Source organism: Streptosporangiales bacterium (assembly GCA_009379955.1).
GTDB lineage: Bacteria > Actinomycetota > Actinomycetes > Streptosporangiales > WHST01 > WHST01.
On record WHST01000033.1, the window covers coordinates 21,905 to 39,534 of the forward strand.

Annotated in this window: 15 protein-coding genes; 9 read left to right on the forward strand and 6 right to left on the reverse strand. The window is 70.5% G+C overall.

Annotated features, from left to right (window positions below; all coding sequences use genetic code 11):
• Positions 1-96: 96 nt before the first annotated feature.
• Genes GEV10_12370 through GEV10_12385 form a run of 4 tightly spaced genes read left to right on the forward strand, consistent with a single transcriptional unit; the run spans position 97 to position 4,438 of the window.
• The gene (locus tag GEV10_12370) at positions 97-900 is read left to right on the forward strand and encodes a putative hydro-lyase (GenBank protein ID MQA79251.1); all 804 of its coding nucleotides are present in this window, start codon (positions 97-99) and stop codon (positions 898-900) included.
• Positions 897-1,895, forward strand: coding sequence for a DUF4392 domain-containing protein (locus GEV10_12375; protein MQA79252.1), 999 nt, complete (start codon positions 897-899; stop codon positions 1,893-1,895). Before GEV10_12370 ends, GEV10_12375 begins: the two co-directional genes overlap by 4 nt.
• 4 nt (positions 1,896-1,899) lie before the next feature.
• Positions 1,900-3,093: a M20/M25/M40 family metallo-hydrolase gene (locus tag GEV10_12380; protein MQA79253.1), complete on the forward strand. Its 1,194-nt coding sequence runs from the start codon at positions 1,900-1,902 to the stop codon at positions 3,091-3,093.
• A gap of 43 nt (positions 3,094-3,136) precedes the next feature.
• A complete protein-coding gene (locus tag GEV10_12385; GenBank protein ID MQA79254.1) occupies positions 3,137-4,438 on the forward strand; it encodes an MFS transporter in 1,302 nt (433 codons plus the stop codon).
• Positions 4,439-4,451: 13 nt separating this feature from the next.
• Here the strand turns inward: GEV10_12385 and GEV10_12390 are convergent, their stop codons facing one another.
• Positions 4,452-6,125 (reverse strand): transposase, encoded by a 1,674-nt coding sequence (locus GEV10_12390; protein ID MQA79255.1) that lies wholly within the window; start codon positions 6,123-6,125, stop codon positions 4,452-4,454.
• 155 nt (positions 6,126-6,280) lie between these two features.
• On the opposite strand from GEV10_12390, the gene GEV10_12395 reads away from it, so the two are divergent.
• Both GEV10_12395 and GEV10_12400 read left to right on the forward strand, forming a co-directional pair.
• Positions 6,281-8,890 carry a 7,8-didemethyl-8-hydroxy-5-deazariboflavin synthase gene (locus tag GEV10_12395; protein ID MQA79256.1) on the forward strand — a complete coding sequence of 870 codons (2,610 nt, stop codon included), beginning with the start codon at positions 6,281-6,283 and terminating at the stop codon, positions 8,888-8,890.
• Positions 8,891-9,003: 113 nt separating this feature from the next.
• On the forward strand, positions 9,004-9,669 hold the full coding sequence (locus GEV10_12400; GenBank protein ID MQA79257.1) for a hypothetical protein: 666 nt from the start codon (positions 9,004-9,006) through the stop codon (positions 9,667-9,669).
• A 57-nt stretch (positions 9,670-9,726) separates the two neighbouring features.
• Here the strand turns inward: GEV10_12400 and GEV10_12405 are convergent, their stop codons facing one another.
• Complete coding sequence (locus GEV10_12405; protein ID MQA79258.1) at positions 9,727-10,536, reverse strand: hypothetical protein; 810 nt, start codon at positions 10,534-10,536, stop codon at positions 9,727-9,729.
• Positions 10,537-10,655: 119 nt separating this feature from the next.
• On the opposite strand from GEV10_12405, the gene GEV10_12410 reads away from it, so the two are divergent.
• Together GEV10_12410 and GEV10_12415 are read left to right on the forward strand one after the other, a co-directional pair.
• Positions 10,656-11,867 (forward strand): homogentisate 1,2-dioxygenase, encoded by a 1,212-nt coding sequence (locus GEV10_12410; GenBank protein MQA79259.1) that lies wholly within the window; start codon positions 10,656-10,658, stop codon positions 11,865-11,867.
• Between the two features lie 155 nt (positions 11,868-12,022).
• On the forward strand, positions 12,023-12,721 hold the full coding sequence (locus tag GEV10_12415) for an FCD domain-containing protein (protein ID MQA79260.1): 699 nt from the start codon (positions 12,023-12,025) through the stop codon (positions 12,719-12,721).
• A gap of 24 nt (positions 12,722-12,745) precedes the next feature.
• On the opposite strand, the gene GEV10_12420 is transcribed toward GEV10_12415, so the two are convergent.
• Genes GEV10_12420 through GEV10_12435 form a run of 4 tightly spaced genes read right to left on the reverse strand, consistent with a single transcriptional unit; the run spans position 12,746 to position 16,791 of the window.
• The gene (locus tag GEV10_12420) at positions 12,746-13,729 is read right to left on the reverse strand and encodes a hypothetical protein (GenBank protein ID MQA79261.1); all 984 of its coding nucleotides are present in this window, start codon (positions 13,727-13,729) and stop codon (positions 12,746-12,748) included.
• Positions 13,726-15,282, reverse strand: a complete 1,557-nt coding sequence (locus GEV10_12425) for a tripartite tricarboxylate transporter permease (GenBank protein MQA79262.1) — start codon at positions 15,280-15,282, stop codon at positions 13,726-13,728. The genes GEV10_12420 and GEV10_12425 overlap by 4 nt, the downstream gene beginning before the upstream one ends.
• Complete coding sequence (locus GEV10_12430) at positions 15,279-15,860, reverse strand: hypothetical protein (protein ID MQA79263.1); 582 nt, start codon at positions 15,858-15,860, stop codon at positions 15,279-15,281. The genes GEV10_12425 and GEV10_12430 overlap by 4 nt, the downstream gene beginning before the upstream one ends.
• Before the next feature lie 16 nt (positions 15,861-15,876).
• Positions 15,877-16,791, reverse strand: a complete 915-nt coding sequence (locus GEV10_12435; protein ID MQA79264.1) for a hypothetical protein — start codon at positions 16,789-16,791, stop codon at positions 15,877-15,879.
• 66 nt (positions 16,792-16,857) lie between these two features.
• Between GEV10_12435 and GEV10_12440 the strand changes: the two genes are divergently transcribed.
• Positions 16,858-17,610 carry an SDR family oxidoreductase gene (locus tag GEV10_12440; GenBank protein MQA79265.1) on the forward strand — a complete coding sequence of 251 codons (753 nt, stop codon included), beginning with the start codon at positions 16,858-16,860 and terminating at the stop codon, positions 17,608-17,610.
• Positions 17,611-17,630 lie beyond the last annotated feature (20 nt).

Consider the following 17,630-nt stretch of genomic DNA (forward strand, 5'->3'; position numbering starts at 1 on the left):
GAGACGGCCGAACCGGCGAAGGAGAAGAGCGCTGGTCTTGAGCCAAATATTGGATCAATGATATAACCGGTCGAACGTCCAGGCCGGGAGGTGCAGATGACCGTCACCGCTGGCGCACGCCTCAGTCCCGAGCAGGTCAGGACGCTCGAGCCTGCGGGGCTGCGCGAGGCGTTCCGCGCCGGCCGCTGGACGGAGCCGACGGGTGGGATGGCGCCCGGGCGGCTGCAGGCCAACCTGGTGATCCTGCCCCGCGACGAGGCGCTGGAGTTCCTCATCTTCTGCCAGCGCAACCCGAAGCCGTGTCCGCTGGTCGGGGTGACGGAACCCGGTGTGCTCGAGGCGCCGGACGCACCGGGCTCGGACCTGCGCACCGACCTGCCGCGCTACCGCGTGTTCACCGACGGCGTCGTCCGCGACGAACCGACCGACATCACGGCCTGGTGGCGCCCCGACCTCGTCGGCATGCTGCTCGGCTGCTCCGTGACCTTCGAGGACGCGCTCGTCAGTGCGGGCGTGCCGGTACGCCATCTCGAGGCGGGGCAGACCTGCCCGATGTACGTGACCTCGCGCCGGTGCGTACCCGTGGGCAGGTTCCACGGCCCGCTCGTGGTCACCATGCGGAGCATCCCGGCCGCGCTGGTCCCGCTCGCCGTCGAGGTCACCGCCCGGCTGCCGGAGGCACACGGCGCACCCGTCCAGGTCGGTGACCCGGCGCAGCTCGGGATCGATCTCGACCGGCCCGACTTCGGCGACCCGCCGATCGTGCGTCCAGGCGACGTCCCGGTGTTCTGGGCCTGCGGGGTCACGCCGCAACTCGTCTGCGAACGGTCACGGCCCAGCCTGATGGTGACGCACTACCCGGGTTGCATGTTCATCACCGACCGACGGGCGGACACGTGAGCACGACCATCACCCATTTCGCCGGTCAGCCGGTCGGCGACGCCACGTTCGAGAACCTCGACCACCTGCTCCAGCTCGAGATGCGACCGTACGGCCTCACCCAGGGCGTCATCCCCCACCTCTACCGACTCGCCCGCCCCAGCGGAGCCGCCGCCCTGTCCAGGCAGGCGGCGGCCGAGATCCTGTACCGCCCCGGGGTGCGTGTCGCGATCTTCACCGGGCTGTTCATCCCCGACTACATGCCGCACGGTGAGACCGACGGGCCGCTCGGAGCCGTGGTGCTCGCCCGCGCGCTGAACCGCCTCGGCTACACCACGACCATCGTCACCGAGCCGGAGATCACCGGGGTCGTGCGCGGAGTCGCGCAGGTGATCGGTGAGGACGACATCGACGTGCTCGACTCGTCGAGTCACGAGACCGAGGAGGAAGCGCTCGCGTTCGCGAGCGGAGTCTCCCTCGGGATCGCGATCGAGAAGCTCGGCGTGAACAGCAGGGGCGTACGCCATACGGTCGGCGGCAACGCCGTCGTCACCGGCGACCCGTGGGCCGAGACCTGCATCGAGGCGATCCGCCGGCAGGGCGGCTACACCGTCGGCATCGGCGACAACGGCAACGAGATCGGCTTCGGCGGCATCGCTCCGCTGATCCGGTCGCTCGTCCCTCGTGGCGAGACGTGCCGGTGCGGGTGTGGTGACGGCATCGTCACGGCGCAGGGCACGGACCTCGTCGTCCCGTGTGCCGTGTCCAACTACGGCGGTTACGCGATCACCGCCGCTCTCGCCTGCCTCGCCGAGCGGCCCGACCTGCTCGTCACCGGGGACGAGGTCGAGCGCATGCTGCGCCGCGCCCTCGACCTCGGCTGCGTCAACGGAGGACTCGAGGAGGACGGCTTCGTCGGCGACGACGGCGTACCTCTCGACGCCGCGATCGCATACGTGACCCTGATCGCGACGGTCGCCAGGCAGTACTTCGTCCGCGTCGGCGACCACCACTGACGCGATGCCCAACCGACGGAAGGCAGTGCCGGTGAACACCACACGCTCCCGAGTCGATGCCCTGCGCGACTTCGTCGCCGACCGTCGAGAGGAGATGGTCGACCTCCTCCGCACCCTCGTCGACATCGAGAGTCCGACCGACCATCCCAAGGGGACGACCGAGGTCGCCACCCTGCTGGGCGAGCGGCTGGCGGACCTGTCCTTCGACGTCCGCCGGCTGCCCTCGGAACGGTACGGCGAGCATCTCGTCGCGGACGGCGGCGACGCCGACGGGAGCCGGCTGTTCGCCGTCGGACACGTTGACACCGTGTTCCCACTCGGCACCGGTTGGGGCTTCAGCATCGACGGTCCCCGTGCGTACGGGCCTGGTGTCATCGACATGAAGTCGGGCGACGTCGCGCTCGTCTACGCCCTGCGGGCGTTGCACGAGACCGGTGGGATCCCGTTGCCGGTGCGGATGTTCTACAACACCGACGAGGAGCCCGGGTCGCCCGAGTCACGGAACCTGATACCCGGCCTGCTCGAGGGATGCGACCAGGCGTTCGTGCTCGAGCCGTCGGAGCCGGACGGCACCGCCGTCGTGCGACGCAAGGGCGTCGCCATCTTCGACGTCGCCGTCACCGGCAGGGCCGCGCACGCCGGCCAGGAACCGGAGCGCGGCATCTCCGCGAACCGCGAGCTCTGCGCCCTGGTGCTCGAGGCCGAGGCGCTGGCGTCGAAGGAGACCGGCACGACCGTCAACGCCGGGATCATCGCGGGCGGCACGGCGGCGTACGTCATCCCGGAGCACGCCTCCTGCAAGCTCGACGTCAGGGTTCCCGACGTGTCCGAGCAGCGACGCATCGAGCAGAGGCTCGCCGAGATCTGTGCGGTCCGCCGGGAGCCCGGCACGGACATCAGGCTCACCGGCGGATTCCACCGTCCGCCGATGGCGCCTCGGGACGGCACCCAACGACTCCTCGACGCCTACCAACGTGCGGGAGAGGTCGCCGGGCAGGCCATCACGTTCGACCTGTCGGGTGCGGCGTCCGACGGCAACACCATCGCCGGCTGCGGGGTGCCGGTGATCGACGGACTGGGTGGCATCGGGGGCCGGGCTCACTCGTCCGAGGAGTACCTGGAGTTGGAGAGCCTCTTCGACCGCACGCTCCTCCTCGCCCATGCGATCGAGCAGCTCGCGCTCGTGCCACGTACGTGACCACCGCCTGACCGTTCAACGGGGGCAGAGAGGGTGCGACGCCATGCAGAGCACCGATGCCAGCGCAACCGGCACGTCGGAGAGCGAGATCCGTCGCATCGCGGCCGCCTCGTTCATCGGCACCGTGATCGAGTGGTACGACTTCTTCCTCTACGGACTCCTCACGGCGCTGATCTTCAACGAGCTGTTCTTCCCGTCGCTCTCGCCGGCGGTGGGGACGACGGCTGCCTTCGGGTCGTTCGCCGTGGGATTCGTCGCTCGCCCACTGGGCGCGATCGTCTTCGGCCACCTGGGAGACCGGTACGGCCGGAAGTCCATGCTCATCGTCACGGTGGTCATGATGAGCACCTGCACGGGAGTGATCGGTCTGCTCCCGACCTACGCCTCCATCGGTGTGGCCGCGCCGATCATCGTCACCGTGCTGCGGTTCGTGCAGGGTCTCTCGATCGGCGGCGAATGGGGCGGTGCCGCCCTCCTCACGATCGAGCATGCACCCGCGGCCAGGCGCAACAGGTACGCGTCCTGGGTGCAGCAGGGCGCGCCCGTCGGCGCCATCGTCGCGACCGTGGCGATCGCGATCGCACAGCTGCTGCCGCATGCCCAGTTCGTCTCCTGGGGCTGGCGCATCCCCTTCCTCTTCGCCTTCCCCCTTCTCGGCATCGCCCTCTACCTCCGGTTGCGGATCGAGGAGAGCCCGCTGTTCCACCGCGCGCTCGTGGAGCAGCGCGCCCAGCGGCTCCCCCTGGTCGCGTTGCTGCGTGACGCGCCGGCACGGATGGCCATCGGGGTCGCCGCGCCGTTCGTCGTCATCGCGGGGCCTTACCTCTATCTCACCTTCATGGTCAGCTACGGCACCGACCATCTCGGCCTGTCCGCCACGCTGCTGCTCGGAGCGGTCACGGCGGGTCGGGCCGTGGAGTGCATCGTCCTGGTGGTCTTCGGCCGCCTCGCCGACCGCTACTCGCACGTGCGGGTGTGCACGGTGGGTGCGCTGCTCTCGGCGATCGTCGCGGTCCCCGCGGTCGCCCTCATCGACACGCGTGTCTCCGCGCTCGTGGTGGGCGGGATCATCCTCGGCACCGTCATGATGTCCATCACCTACGCGCCCATCGGGACGTTGCTGTCGTCGCTGTTCCCGTCCGAGACGAGGTACAGCGGCGTCGCGGTGTCGTACAACCTCGGCGGTGTGCTCGCCGGCTTCATGCCGCTCATCACGCAGGCCGTGTTCACCGCGTCTGGTCAGCAGCCGTGGATCGTGGGTGTCCTCTTCGTCCTCGTCGCGCTGGTGAGCCTGGTCGGGTGCATGGCGGCCGGCAAGGCACTGCGCAACCGGCAGTACGTGTGACGCCTGTCGCCGGTCAGCTCCGGGGGGCGTAGGCGGTCAGGTCGAACAGGTCGACGAGGCTGCGGGCGGTGTCGCCGTGCTCGGCGAGGACGTGGCGGGTGCGGGGGCGGCCACCCGTCGACGGGTAGCGGAGCCTGGTCTCCTCGACGTCGGCGAGCCGGCGGAAGAGCTCGCGGACGGACAGGTCGAGGCCGACGCGCTGGGCGCGGCGCCGCATCAGGTGGGCGACGGTCGTCGCCAGTACCGTGACGAGGCCGTGCACCTCGACGTCGTCGTCGGTCCAGCGCCAGGCAGGCGTCGGCGCAGGCACCAGGGGGCCGCCGAGGTGGGTCAGCGTCGACTCCAGGTGGTATCTCGCCCGGTACGCGGTGATCACCTGCGGCACCGACCAGTCGTCGTGGTCCGTCGTCAGCAGCTGCTTGCCGAACAGCTCGCTGCGCAGCCGGGCGTACGCGCGCTCGTCCACGTGCCAGGTGAGTGTGAGGCCGCCTCCCGACGTCCGGTCGAGGCGGGTGGAGAGCACCCGGTCGCTCCATCGGAACCGCGCGATGCGTGCGACCTCCGCGGCGATCTCGGCGCGGGGCCTGTCGACGACGCCGAGGCGCAGGGCGGAGGCGAGCTCGTCGAGCCGGCGCGTCGCGTGGGCGAGGTCCTGCGCGAGGGCGCGGGTCTGCGCGGCCTGCAGGTTGGTCGAGTGCACGCGGATGACGCGCCGGTCGACGCCTGCGACGCGCGCGCGGCCGTCGAGCGCGGTCACCCCGGGCAGGTGTGCGGGGTTCACGGCGCGCGGGACGGTGAGGCGGGCGGCGATGAGGTCCGGGTGCTCGCTCGACGGGAGCGGCCCGACGAAGTGCGGCCCGCCCGCGTGGTTCTGCGGCGCCGCCTGGTCGGCGCCGGTGACCACGGTGAGCGGGGTGTCGCCGCCGAGGGCGGCGCGGAAGCGGTCGGTCAGCTCGGCCGTCAGGGCCGGGAACGACGTGTCGTCGCCGCGCAGGTGCTGGTACGAGCGGGCGACCAGCGGCACCGCGCCGTCGAGGGTCACGACCACGGCCAGCCCGGCCATCCGAGCGCGCGGCCCGCGGTCGCCATGGGGCGACGGGTCGGCGTCGGCGTGCGGATTCGTGCCGTCGAGGAACGTCGCGAAACCGGGCAGGTCGAGCACGAGTGACGGTCCGTGGCTGCCCAGCTCGTTCCGCACCCGCACCAGCAGTGCTGCCTCGATGTCCTCGCGATGACCGCCCGCGAGCCGCCCGAGCGCGCGCCGTACGCGACGGCGTTCCAGTGCGGCGGCGGGCAGGCGTGGGCGGACGAACCGCGGCGCCGCCGTCGTCGGCCACCATGCGGCGAGGCCGGTCTCGGACCCGGGCGCGACGAGGCGGTGCAGGACGGCGAGCGCGAGGTACGTGCCCGCCGACACCTCCGCGCGCTGCCTACCCACGATGCCGTCCACGAGGTCCGGCAGGCCGAGGTCGGTCAGCACCCGCCACCCGGCGGCGACGTCGCCGAACGCCAGGTGCGTGCTGTCGACAGGTGCACCGCCGGGCCTCGCTCGCACCGCCGCCGCGATGTCGTCGGCGCTGCCGAGGTATCGCTGCGACACGATGCGGGGCTCGCCGCGTACCCGCGCGGACTCCGCCAGGTAGTAGTACGTGCGTCCGCCGACCCGCTTGCCCACCACCGACGCCATCTTTAGGTAATACCGCTCACGTGGCGAGATCGCAAGTGCGTACAAGGCGTTGAGCAGCGCGGACACCGGTGCGTGCGCCGTCCGCCGCGACCTCGTACCCATGCAGCAGGCGCGACCCTGGTCGCGTCGGTGATCGCCGACCTAGTGTGCCGAGGGTGACCGATGCCCCGTCCTCCACGCCCCAGCCGAACGCGTCCGCCATGCGTCGTGCCCTCGCCAGGGCACGCGACGGCAAGACGCTCGACGTCGACGAGGTCACCGTGCTGCTGCACGCGCGTGACGCCGACCTCGACACGCTGACCGGCCACGCGAGTCGCGTTCGCGACGCGGGCCTCGCCGCGGCCGGACGCGCCGGCGTGGTGACGTACAGCCGCAAGGTGTTCATCCCGCTCACCCGGCTGTGCCGGGACCGTTGTGGCTACTGCACGTTCGTCACCGTGCCGCACAAGCTGCCGGCCCCGTACCTGAGCCCCGACGAGGTGCTCGAGATCGCCAGGCAGGGTGCGGCGCTCGGCTGCAAGGAGGCGCTGTTCACCCTCGGCGACCGGCCGGAGGACCGGTGGCGCGCCGCGCGCGAGTGGCTCGACGAGGCGGGGTACGACGACACGCTCTCGTACGTCCGCGCGATGGCGATCCGGGTGCTGGAGGAGACCGGGCTGCTCCCGCACCTCAACCCTGGCGTGCTCACCTGGCAGGACCTGCAGCGGCTGAAGCCGGTCGCGCCGTCGATGGGGATGATGCTGGAGACGACCGCGCGGCGGTTGTACACCGAGCGCGGCGGCCCGCACTTCGGGTCGCCGGACAAGGATCCGGACGTACGCCTGCGGGTGCTCGAGGACGCGGGCCGCAGCGCGGTGCCGTTCACGACCGGCATCCTCGTCGGCATCGGCGAGAACCTGCGCGAGCGCGCCGAGTCGCTGTTCGCGATCCGCAAGGTCGCGACGGCGTACGGCGGCGTGCAGGAGGTCATCGTGCAGAACTTCCGTGCCAAGCCGGACACGAAGATGCGCCGCACGCCCGATACCGACCTGCAGGAGCTCGCGGCCACGATCGCGGTCGCGCGACTCGTCCTCGGTCCGCGGATGCGGATCCAGGCGCCGCCGAACCTCATCGGCGACGAGTACGACCTCATGCTGCGTGCCGGCATCGACGACTGGGGCGGGGTGTCGCCGCTCACCCCTGACCACGTGAACCCCGAGTACGCCTGGCCGCAGATCGACGAGCTCGCCGAGCGAACGGCGGCGGGCGGGTTCGAGCTGCGCGAGCGGTTGACCGTCTACCCCGAGTACGTGCGCGCGGGCGAGCCGTGGCTCGACCCGCGGGTGGCCGGGCACGTCGCGGCGCTCGCCGACCCCGCGACCGGGTTGGCGCGTTCCGATGCAGTGGTCACGGGGCGGCCGTGGCAGGAGCCCGACGGCGGCTGGCCGGCCGACGCCGGTACCGGGCGCACCGACCTGCACGTCACGGTCGACACCGTCGGGCGTACCGACGACAGGCGCGGCGACTTCGACTCGGTGTACGGCGACTGGGACGAGGTGGCGGGCCGGATCCACAGCTCGCCCACCCGCGCCGACGCCGATGTCCGCGCCGCCCTGCGGCACGCCGAGCGCGATCCGGCCGGCATCAGTGACGACGAGGCGCTCGCGCTGCTGAACGCCGACGGTGACGACCTCGACGCGCTCACGCGCCTCGCGGACGGCCTGCGCCGCGACGTCGCCGGCGACGACGTGACGTTCGTCGTCACGCGCAACATCAACTTCACCAACGTCTGCTACACCGGCTGCCGGTTCTGCGCGTTCGCGCAGCGCCGCACCGACGCAGACGCGTACACGCTCTCACTGTCGCAGGTCGGCGACCGGGTCGACGAGGCGTGGCAGGCGGGCGCGACCGAGGTGTGCATGCAGGGCGGCATCCACCCCGACCTGCCGGGCACCGCGTACTTCGACCTCGCCGCCGAGGTGAAGCGCCGGCAGCCGGACATCCACCTGCACGCGTTCAGCCCGATGGAGGTCGTGAACGGCGCGTCGCGCACCGACCTGCCGATCCGCGAGTGGCTGGTGCGGGCGCGCGAGGCGGGCGTCGACTCGCTGCCGGGTACGGCCGCGGAGATCCTCGATGACGACGTCCGGTGGGTGCTCACCAAGGGCAAGCTGCCGACGGCGTCCTGGGTCGAGGTGATCGGCACCGCGCACGAGCTGGGCATCCCGACGACGTCGACGATGATGTACGGCCACGTCGACGAGCCGGCGCACTGGGTCGCGCACCTGCGGCTGCTCGCCGGCATGCAGCGCCGCGCGCTGGAGTCGACCGGCCGGCGCGGGTTCACCGAGTTCGTGCTGCTGCCGTTCGTCCACACCAGCGCGCCGATCTACCTCGCCGGCCTCGCGCGCCCCGGCCCGACGCCGCGGGAGAACCGCGCCGTCCACGCGGTCGCGCGGCTGCTGCTGCACGGGTTGATCGACAACATCCAGTGCTCCTGGGTGAAGCTCGGTACGGAGCTGTGCGCAGAGGTGCTCGACGGCGGGGTGAACGATCTCGGCGGGACGCTGATGGAGGAGACCATCAGCCGGATGGCGGGCGCGGGCCACGGGTCGTACAAGACGATCACCGACCTGCGCGCGATCGCCGACGTCGCCGGGCGGCCGCTGCGTCAGCGCACCACGGGGTACGGCACGCCGACACCCGAACGGGTCGCGGCGGCGACCGCCAGCGACGGCGTCTGCACGTCGGTGCGTACGGCGCTGCCGCTCGCGATGGACAGCTGAGCCGCGACCGGACCGTGCGGGGCACCCCGACCGGGTCAGGGCACGGTGGGGGTGCCCCCGACGGGTCCGTATGGCAATCTGAGAGCGACGGCGGTTCGCGTAGGAGGTGGGGCGTGGCGAAGAGCGGGCGGGGCGGTCCCCCTGACCAGGTACAGGCGGAGGCGGCCCAGGCATGGCAGGCGGCCTGCGAGCTCTACCGTCATCTCGCCTCGGGCGGTGAGCTGGTCCCCAGGCCCAGCATGATGATCCTGCAGGAAGGCGAGGTGCCGTACGCCGAGCTCATGCTCACGTTCTCGCGCTACTTCAGCACGGACGTGCGGGCGCAGCAGTCGTCCGGCTTCTACTTCGGCTCACCGGCGTTCGTGGCGGCCGGCATGATCGGCAACGCGGTCTCCAACTCCAACGCGCGCGCCCGGGCGGAGCAGATGGGTGTCGCGCAGTGGCGCTACAACGTGCCGACGGCCGTCGCGATCACCAACCGGCGCGTCCTCACCATGTTCGAGGGCCAGTGGATCCAGTTCCCGTACGCGAACGTCATGTCGTTCTTCGCCGAGCCGACGCAGTACGCGTTCGTTCTCACGTTCGGTGACGCCGGCCCGCTGCGCCTCACCGGCCCCTGGGCGCCGTGGGCGAGTCTGATGACGGCCGCCTTCATCTACGGGCGTGAGCGGGTCGCGCACCTGCCGGCGTTCCAGATCTTCCGCGACCAGGTCACCGACGTCGTCAGTATCCAGGGCGAGCAGCCCCGGGCGATCGAACGCCCCGACGGGCGCCCCTGAGTCCCTTGCGTCCGAGCAGCCGGTGGCGATGGCCACCACTCCTTCGGACGTCACGCCTCAGATCAGGGCGAGGCGTTGGAGGTCCTCGACCGGCTCGACGACACTGCACGAGCCGAAGCCGTGGAACGCGCTGCGGACGGCCTTGACGTCGACGTCGTCCGTGGGGAGGGCGGCGACGGCCCCCTCCGCGCGGGTCTGCTCGAGGCGGTCGACGATGTCGCCGGTGGTGCCGCCCTGGACGGCGGCGTGCACGGCGCCGAGCAGGTTGACGAAACCGTGGTGCCAGCCGAGGGTCGGGTCCTGCCAGCGCAGGGCGCGGTGCAGGCCAGCCGTGCACTTGAAGGGCAGCGAGCGTTCGACGCAGCCGCGGATGAACGCGGCGACGCCCGCCGCCGCGGGGAACGCGTCGGGCGTGGGGCCGCCGGTGCGGAGCTTGGCGTATCGGCCGGCGGACGCGAGGACGTCGAGCACGTTGCGCCAGCCGGCCTGCCTGGGTACCTCGACGTAGGCCGGGAGGTCGGGCAGCGTGCCGACGAGACGCCGTGCGGCCGGGCCGAGCTTGGCGTCGTCGGCAGGGAGTCGCATCTCGACCGCCTGGATCACCGGCCGCCGGCTCCTGGCCGCGAACTCGAGCATCGCGGCGAGGTCGGCCGCGTGGGTGTCGACGATCAGGGAGACGCCGAGCCGGGCGTCACCGGACAGCTCGGCCGCGCACTCGGGCAGCCGGGTGCCCGGGCAGCAGAACCTGCCGACGACGTGCGCGCACGGCGTGCCGGCATGTCGTACGTGGTTGCGTACCGCCGCAGGCATCGCGGCGTTGCCCGGAGGGAAGACCGCCGCATCGTCCACGAGAGCGTCGAACAGCATGCCGCCGACGGTAGCAACCGGCGGGCCCGCCGGTTGACGGCAGTCTCCGAGGGGGACGACGCTGTCGCAAGACCGCCGTGGCAGCCAACACGGTGCCGGGACAGTCGAGAGGGGACACCATGCCGTACTACCGTGCCGTCGGGGAGCTGCCGCGCAAGCGGCACCAGGTCTTCGCCAAGCCCGACGGGGGGCTCTACAACGAGGAGCTGATGGGCGAGGAGGGCTTCTCCTCCGACGCGTCGCTGCTGTACCACGTCAACCTGCCGACGGCGATCGTCAAGTCCGAGGCGGTCGAGCGGCCGGCCGCCCTCGACGAGACCCAGCCGAACTATCCGCTGCTCCCGCGCGGCTACCAGACGCAGAACCTCCCGGTGGGCGGCGATGTCGTCGCCGACCGGCAGCTGCTGTTCGCGAACGAGGACATCCGCATCTCCTTCGTCGCGGCCGACAGGCCCAACGAGCTGTACCGCAACGCGGTCGGCCACGAGATCCTCTACGTCCAGGCCGGTGACGCGCGGTTCGAGAGCGTGTACGGCGCGATGGACGTCGGCGCCGGCGACTACGTCGTCGTCCCCGCATCGACCACGTACCGCCTCGTCCCGAGCGACGGCGACACGACCCGGGTCATGACGTTCGAGGCACGCGGTCACGTACGCCCGCCGCGCCGCTACCTGTCGCAGTACGGCCAGATGCTCGAGCACGCGCCGTACTCCGAGCGCGACTTCCGCGCGCCGACCGAGCCGCTGGTGGTCGACGAGGGCGAGACCCAGGTGCTCGTACGCCACCGCGCCGGTCTCACCAGGCTCACCTATGCGGGTCACCCGTTCGACGTGGTGGGCTGGGACGGCTACCTGTACCCGTACGTCTTCAACATCAACGACTTCGAGCCGATCGTGAAGCGGTTCCACGCGCCACCGCCGGTGCACCAGACGTTCGAGGGACCGAACTTCGTCGTGTGCTCGTTCTGCCCGCGCACCCTCGACTTCGACGAGACCGCGGTCCGCGTCCCGTACAACCACGCCAACGTCGACTCCGACGAGATGATGTTCTACGTCGGCGGCGACTACTCGGCGCGCAAGGGGTCCGGCATCGACATCGGTTCGATCTCGCTGCACCCCAGTGGCGTCACCCACGGCCCGCAGCCCGGCAGCGTCGAGGCGTCGATCGGCAAGCCGTCGACCGACGAGATGGCCGTCATGGTCGACACGTTCCGCCCGCTGCACCTCGGACCCGCCGCCCGCGCCTGCGAGGACACCGAGTACGGCACCTCGTGGGCACGCAACCAGCAGACCCGGCACCTCGGCGAGACCGGCCCGGGCCTCACGGCCTGAGTCCAGGGATGCACGGACGCCGGAATCCCGCTATTTCGGCAGCCGCAGATTATTCGGACGGTAATGGTTCGCCGGAAAGTCGCGACCGGCCGAGCATGCGTCGACCGTACTCCCTATAATGCAGGAAACGATCTGGTGTCGGAGAGGGAGGGCTCATGTCGCCTCGGCCGAAGGCTCGCGGTTATCCGCCTGACGACTCATCGGTCTCCCTCTACGAGAGGCTGAAGCGGGCGATCATCACGGGTGAGCTGGAGCCCGGCCAACCACTCGTCGAGGCGACGCTGGCGGAGTGGTACGGCGTCAGTCGTACGCCGGTGAGAGAGGCGCTGACCCGACTCGACCAGGACGGTCTCGTCAGCCGTACCGAGCGCGGGCTCGTCGTGCGTGAGCGCAGCCACGAGGAGATACTCGACATCTACGAGATCCGCATCGTGCTCGAGTCGATGGCCGCCCGGGTGGCGGCCGCCCGCCGCAGCGCGCTCGACGTGATGAACCTCCGGAACCAGTTGGCGGCCCTCGAGGCGTTGGAGCCCGACGACGAGCACGCCGTCACGGACGCGAACAGCGCGCTGCACCGCGCCATCTGGCTGGCCGGCCACAACGGTCCGCTCGTCGAGATCCTCGACCGGCTCAACCATCACGTCTCGGCCAGATACCCCAAGACGACCCTTTCGCACCCCGGGCGGTGGGAAGAGGCCAACAAGGAGCACGACGCGATCGTCGACGCGATCGAGCGACAGGACATGACCCTGGCGAGTGAGCTCGCCGCGTCGCACTTCAGCGCCGCGCGCGACGTACGGCTGCGGATCTGGACGGACGAGCCCGGCGGCGCCCCGTCGACCAGCAGGGGTTGACGGGACGCCTGCCGCCGCTCGTCGCTAAATTCCGAAGTTCTTGGACGCAGTCTTGACGAGTTTCTCCTGGTCTGTCCAGAACTCGATGAACTTCGGTCCGTCGAGAAACTGACGCTCGACGAAAGTCGACTCGTTCCGCTTTGCATAGGCGGAATCCTTGCTGACGTTCCGCATGGCGTCCTCGAGTCCCTTTCTGATGTTCTCCGGCGTCCCCTTCGACATCGTGATCCCGAACCTGTTGGGCGAGAGGATCTCGACGCCCTGTTCCTTGGCGGTGGGCGCGTCGGGGACGAGCGTGCTGCGCTTCTCGTCGAACACGGCGAGAACGCGGAACTTCCCCGACTTGACCTGGGGCATCACGCCGGACAGTGCGCCGCAGTAGAAGTCCACGTCTCCCGCCATCAGCGCCTGGACCTTCTCCGACCCGCCGTTGAACGTGACCGTGTTGAAGGTCACGCCCTCCGTGCTCTTGAGCTGGCTGTAGACGACGGCGTCGTCGGCCGCGCCGTCGAACGCCGCGTTGAGCTTGCCCGGCTTGGCCTTCGCGGCCTTGATCACGTCCTGCAGGCTCTTGTACGGCGAGTCGGTCCTGGCGACGAGGGTGTTGGGTGTGTAGCCGAGGGCACCGACCGGGAGGAAGTCGCTGCGGTCGAACGGCGCCTTCTCGCCGGTGTAGACGTAGTTGAGCCCGCTCGGCATGCCGATGACGGAGATCGTCGAACCGTTCTTGGGCTGTCCGAGCATGTACGACTGGGCGATCTGGGTGCCGGCACCGGGCTTGTTGACCACCTGGAACCGTGCGCCGGTCTCCTTGCTCAGGCCGTCGGCGAGTACCCGGGCCCACGTGTCGGTCGTGCCTCCCGGGGAGAAGCCGACGATCATCTGGACGGTCTGGCCCTTGCGTGGGTAGGCGGCCGCACCGTCCTTCGTCGCGCCGCCACCTGTCGCGCCGCCGCAGCCCGCGGCGAGGAGACACAACGCCAGCAGCGCCGTGAGGGATCGCTTCATTGCGGATCTCCGTTTCTGTCGAGCTCACTCGTTCGTGCCTCGTCGTCGACCTGCGACGCCGAGGCGATGGATCGGTGTGCGTTCCTCCCGCGGATCGTGGTGACGACCTTCGCGATCACCACCGCGCCGAGCAGGCCGTACGCCACGACGCAGACCGGGCCGGCGAGGAGGCCGGTGTAGTCGCCGTGCTGGATCGACAGCGCACGGCGGAAGTTCGACTCCAGCAGCGGTCCGAGCACGAGCGTGAGGGCGAGCGGGGCCACAGGGACCTCGATCCGCCGCAGGGCGAAGCCGACCAGCCCGGCGATCCACATGACCAGCACGTCGAACATGCTGTTGTTGATGCTGTACGTGCCGAGTGTCATGAACACGAGCGTCACGCAGTACAGGACCTGGGTGGGTATCCGCAGGAAGTGCACCCACACCCGGACGAGCGGCAGGCTCAGCACGAGCAGGATCACGTTGGACACGAAGAGGCTCGCGATGAGCCCCCAGGCGATGTCGGGATGCTGCGCGAAGAGCAGCGGGCCGGGCTGGAGTCCGTTGATCGTGAACGCGCCGAGGAGGATCGCCATCGTCGTGGACGACGGGATGCCGAGGGTGAGCAGCGGGATGTAGTTGGACATGCCGAGCGCGTTGTTCGTCGTCTCCGGTCCCGCGACGCCCTGGATCGCGCCGCGGCCGAACCGCTCCGGGTGCTTCGAGACCCGCTTCTCGATCACGTAGGAGATGAACGTCCCCGCGGCGGCCGGTGACCCGGGCACGAGCCCGAAGAAGAAGCCGAGGACGGTGCCACGGGCGATCGAGCCGCTCGACTCCTTCAGGTCCTGCCTCGTCATGCGGACCGGACCGATGTTGCCGGAGAAGTCGATCGCGGCCTTGCGCCCGATGCTCTCCAGGATCTCCGCCAGGCCGATGATGCCGATCGCCACCGTGATGAACGAGATGCCGTCCTGCAGGTCGAGGCCGCCTCCGGTGAACCTGGGTGTGCCCGTCACCGGGTCGAGTCCCACGATGCCCACGAACAGGCCGAGGCCCGCGGCGACGAGACCCTTCACGACGGAGCGCCCGGTGAGCGCGACGACGAGCGACAGCGCCAGCAGGCTGAGCGCGAAGAGCTCGGGCGGACGCAGCTCCAGCGCGACGCTGGCGAAGTGCGTGGAGAACACCAGCCCCACGAACGCGACGGTGCCACCGACGAACGAGCCGACGGCGGCGATCGCCAGCGCCTTGCCCGCCTTGCCCTGCTTGGTCATCTGGTAGCCGTCGATGCAGGTCGCCACCGAGGAGACCTCGCCGGGAACGTTCAGCAGCACCGACGTGATCGTGCCGCCGTACATCGACCCGTAGTAGATCGCCGCGATCATGATGGTCGACCCCGTCGGTCCGACGACGAAGGCGAGCGGCAGCAGCAGTGAGGTGGCCGCGGCAGGGCCGAATCCCGGGATGACGCCGGTCAGCATTCCGAGGAGGCAGCCCAGCATCGCGAACGCCAGGTTCGCGGGCGTCAGGATGTGCTCGAAACCCGCGAGGAGAAGGTCGAGGGTGCTCATGGTCCGATGCCCAACCGTGTCAGCACGGTCAGCAGACCGAACGGATCGGGCAGGAAGATGCCGAGCACCTGCAGGCCGTAACAGGCCACCAGCGTCCCGACGAGCGAGAGCACGAAGCTACGGACCGGGCGGGCGCGGGCCACGACGATGAGCAGGCCGGTGAGGTACACGGTGAGGACGGGAACGATGCCGAGCCGTTCGGTGAACGCCGCCGTGAGGCCGCTCCAGACCACGACGAAGAGGATCCGCACCCGACCGCCATCGTCGATGCTCTCGTCCGTGGACGCGGTGGCGTCGTCGTCCTCGGTGACGGGGCGGCGTGCCGCGACGTTCCCCTGGAGGAGCCAGATCACGGACAGGACGCCGAGCATGGCCGAGACGAGGGCGGGGAAGAAGCCGGGGCCGATCTGGTTACCGCTGCGCAGGCCGTAGCCGACGGACACGACGAGGGCGAGGGCGGACGCGACGAGCACGACCGCCGCCGCGATGCGGTCGGCCGTGTGCGGACCGGTGTGCCGGCCCACCCGCTCGGTGAGTCTGGCCACCCACGTCGTGACCGCCGTCGTCCTCGTCGGCATCGAGGTGGACCTGTGCCTATGCCTGCGCCGGCGTCCGGAACAGGTCGCCCACCGCGGTGCCCGTGCGGGACACCAGGGTGGGGAAGAGGGAGTACCCGACCTCGCTGCCGATCCCGTGACGGAACGGTTCGAGCTTCGACGGCACGTGGAACGGTGCGATGTTGGGGCCGAGGTTGACCTCCGGGCCCAGCGTCTCGATCAGCCACACCTGGTGCGCCAGGGTCTCCGCCTCGAACACGAGGTGCTGGAGACCGACCCGCTCCGCGAGCTCCGCGACCCGGGGTGCGGTGTCGCTCTCGCCCGCCGGTCCGAGCGCGGCGTCGAGCTGCCAGCGTTCGACGATGATGCGGTGCGCGCCGGCGTCCAGCAGGCGCCCGATGTCATGGGCGGCCTCGTCGACGTCGAGCGCCGTGCGCTGGAACTTCTTGCCGTACTCGTACAGCACCTCGAACCCGCGCTGCGCGGCGAGCCCGATCACGGCCGCGAGCTGCTCGGTGTCGAGCGGCACCATCGAGCTCGAGACCTCGACGGCCGTCAGCCCGTAGTCGGTCATCGTGTCGAGTGCCTGTTCCGTCCGGCCGTGCAGGTGCGCGGCCTCGAGGACCGTGCCACCGAGGAAGGTCCGTACCTGCGCGTCCGTGCACAGCCGTATCTTCGCGCGCAGCTCGTCGGGAGGCAGGTACCAGGTCACGAACTGGCGGAACTTCAGGTAGTCGAGCACGTGCCCATAGCTGCCGAGCAGGCCGTCGAGCTCGGCAGTGGGCATGCCGTCGTCCCTGACCATGGTGATCCCTGTCGAGCGGGGCTTGCCCGGACGTACGGGCAGGTGCTCGAAGAACAACGGGTTGTCCATCGCACTCCTGTCGGGCTCGAGACTGCGGGATACTGTCCGGCAATCTGTGCACACCGAACTGTACGCTTCGTATACCATGTGCGCTACGGCTCTGGCACCGGATTTCGCGGCCCGGCCGTGCCGGCCCCTCGGAGAGGTGGACTGATGGAGCTCGACATCGACGGACGCGCCGGCCTGGTCACCGGAGCAACGAGCGGCATCGGTCGTGCCACGGCCGTCGCGCTGGCGGCCGAAGGCGTCCGCCTCGCCGTCCAGGGCAGGCGCAAGGAGCAGCTCGACGAGCTCGCCGGCGAGATCGAGGCGAGTGGCGGTCGCCGCCCGGCCGTCGTCGTGTGCGAGCTGCTGGACGCCGACGCCGCGGAGGTCGTCGCGCGCGCGGCGACGGAGGCCCTCGGCTCGGTCGACATCCTGGTGAACAACGCCGGGGGCAGCAGGCCGCTGGGGGTCGATGCCACCGACGAGGCGTGGGACGAGGCGACCACGCTCAACTTCACCCGCCACCGCCAGCTCGCCACGAGGCTCCTGCCCGCGATGCGGTCGGCGGGCTGGGGCCGGATCATCAACATCACGGGCAAGTCCGAGCCGCCCACCGTCAACGGAGCGGTCGTGGCCAAGGCCGCGGTGATGTCCTGGTCGAAGGGTCTGTCGCGCGACGTCGGCCACGACGGGGTCACCGTGAACTGCGTGGCGCCGGGGAAGATCATGAGCGACCAGATCCTGCGCAACTACAGCCCCGAGTTTCGCGAACGCCAGGCCGCCGACGACATCCCCGTCGGCAGGTACGGTCAGCCTGTGGACGTCGCGAACCTCGTCTGCTATCTGGCGTCCGAGCGGGCCGCGTACCTCACGGGCATCGTGGTCCCCGTCGACGGAGGCATGCGCCGCCACTCGTTCTGAGCACGGGGGCCGACCGGCGA